This is a genomic window from Sphingobium jiangsuense (assembly GCF_014196495.1).
Classification (GTDB): domain Bacteria; phylum Pseudomonadota; class Alphaproteobacteria; order Sphingomonadales; family Sphingomonadaceae; genus Sphingobium; species Sphingobium jiangsuense.
The window spans coordinates 1-1,477 of record NZ_JACIDT010000060.1 but is presented as its reverse complement, the minus strand read 5'-3'; the positions used below and the strand labels follow the sequence as shown (position 1 = coordinate 1,477).

Genomic DNA, 1,477 nt, shown 5'->3' with positions numbered 1-1,477 from the left:
GTGGCATCGCGCGAGGGATTGCCCAGCACGAAATCCACAAGCGCTTGGGCGTCTGCTATGACCTCGGTGGCCGTTCCGGTCCTTTGATGCGCCAGCTTGAGACAGGCGAGGCGAATATCCTGCGCCTCCATCACGACGCCGACTCCCGGTGGGGGGTGGGCAGAGGCGCGACCTGTTCAACCTCTGCCAGCCGGGCCTCTGGAATATGGCCTCGATCCCACCAGCCTTGGACGGTGGTGTGGTTCCGATGCCCCAATGCGCGTGCAAGAGGGCGAATGCCTCCACGCGCGGCGATCTTGTCACGATGAGTAACCATGTACGTTTGAGTACGTCTTTTAAGGTACGTTTGTCAACTGGCTTGGAATCGTACCCCGAAATTGCGAAGGTGTACGTATGAATGACCAATCAACAGGTGCGGTTCTTTTGACCCTCAAGGATCGCGCGGACCTAACCTTGGAACAGATCGCGGACGGCGCTGGCTATTCGGGAAAATCCAGCGTGCAAGAATATTTCAAGCCGGAATTTTCTCGTCCATTGGCTAAGAAAGTGGCTGAAAAACTGGCTGAAGCGCTGGTTGGTCGCGGAAACCCGCCTATTGCGAAAGAGGAAATCCTCGCCCTTGCCGGGGCGAAGAGAGGCGATGCGGCTCCAATTCCTCCTGCGAATGCTCAACCCGTCCATTTCGAGGGTGCGTCCGCAGCTCGCATGACCCGCGATTTGCCGATTTACGGGACCGGCCTTGGTGGTGAACTGGATATTGATGGCGAGGCGATCGAGCAGACGAGCCTGAACACCGGAGAGATTATCGAATACGCGCGGCGGCCTACTATCCTGGACGGACGCGCGGATGTTTATGGCCTCTATGTCCAAGGCTCTTCAATGGTTCCGGTCCACGCAGAAGGCGCGCTGGTACTGGTTGAGAAGCGTCGTCCGCCGCGCGTCGATGATGATGTAGTCGTCTACCTGCGCGTGAACGGCGAAGCAGACTTTGAGGATGATGGGGAGTCTGCCCGGCGTGTCCTAATAAAGAGACTTGTCCGCAGATCGGGCAGCTATGTGGAACTGCGCCAGTTCAATCCAGATATCACGTTCAGGATCGCCGCGAGAGATATTCTGAGGATCGAGCGGGTGTTAACGTTGGCTGATTTGCTGGGGTGAGGGGCTTATGAAGCTGGGGATGCCGGGTGAGCCAGTGCAAGGAAGTTGACCTCGGTAGCGCCGGTGGCCCTTCGGCCACTCCGCAAAGTCCCGCGCCACGGGAGCGGCTAGAAACTCAATCTAGCAGCCACGAAGCCCGCCGTGGCGCGGCGTGGCTAGTTAAGTATATAGGCCCCTTATGAAGCGGGGGATAGTCGCGCTTGGGGTGGCATTGAGCGCAGGCTGGGCTTAGTTTCTGATGTGGGGGAGGGGTGAATTTGGACTTGGGGATTTTATCGGCAGCTGCGGCAACCAGTGGCAGCGCTTCCAGACACGAGCT

The 1,477-nt window shown here is 58.4% G+C and carries 2 protein-coding genes; one reads left to right on the top strand and one right to left on the bottom strand.

Annotated elements, in window-relative coordinates; translation table 11 throughout:
* Nucleotides 1-130: 130 nt before the first annotated feature.
* Nucleotides 131-316 carry a carph-isopro domain-containing protein gene (locus tag GGR43_RS23995; RefSeq protein WP_425502255.1) on the bottom strand — a complete coding sequence of 62 codons (186 nt, stop codon included), beginning with the start codon at nt 314-316 and terminating at the stop codon, nt 131-133.
* 77 nt (nt 317-393) lie between these two features.
* Here GGR43_RS23995 and GGR43_RS23300 point away from each other — a divergent pair, with 77 nt between their 5' ends.
* Nucleotides 394-1,158: a S24 family peptidase gene (locus tag GGR43_RS23300; protein ID WP_188074084.1), complete on the top strand. Its 765-nt coding sequence runs from the start codon at nt 394-396 to the stop codon at nt 1,156-1,158.
* Nucleotides 1,159-1,477: the final 319 nt, after the last annotated feature.

Bases quoted from the DNA above. Each gene is read 5' to 3' on its own strand.
- GGR43_RS23995 (WP_425502255.1), bottom strand. From the start codon at position 316: ATGGTTACTCATCGTGACAAGATCGCCGCGCGTGGAGGCATTCGCCCT.
- GGR43_RS23300 (WP_188074084.1), top strand. From the start codon at position 394: ATGAATGACCAATCAACAGGTGCGGTTCTTTTGACCCTCAAGGATCGC.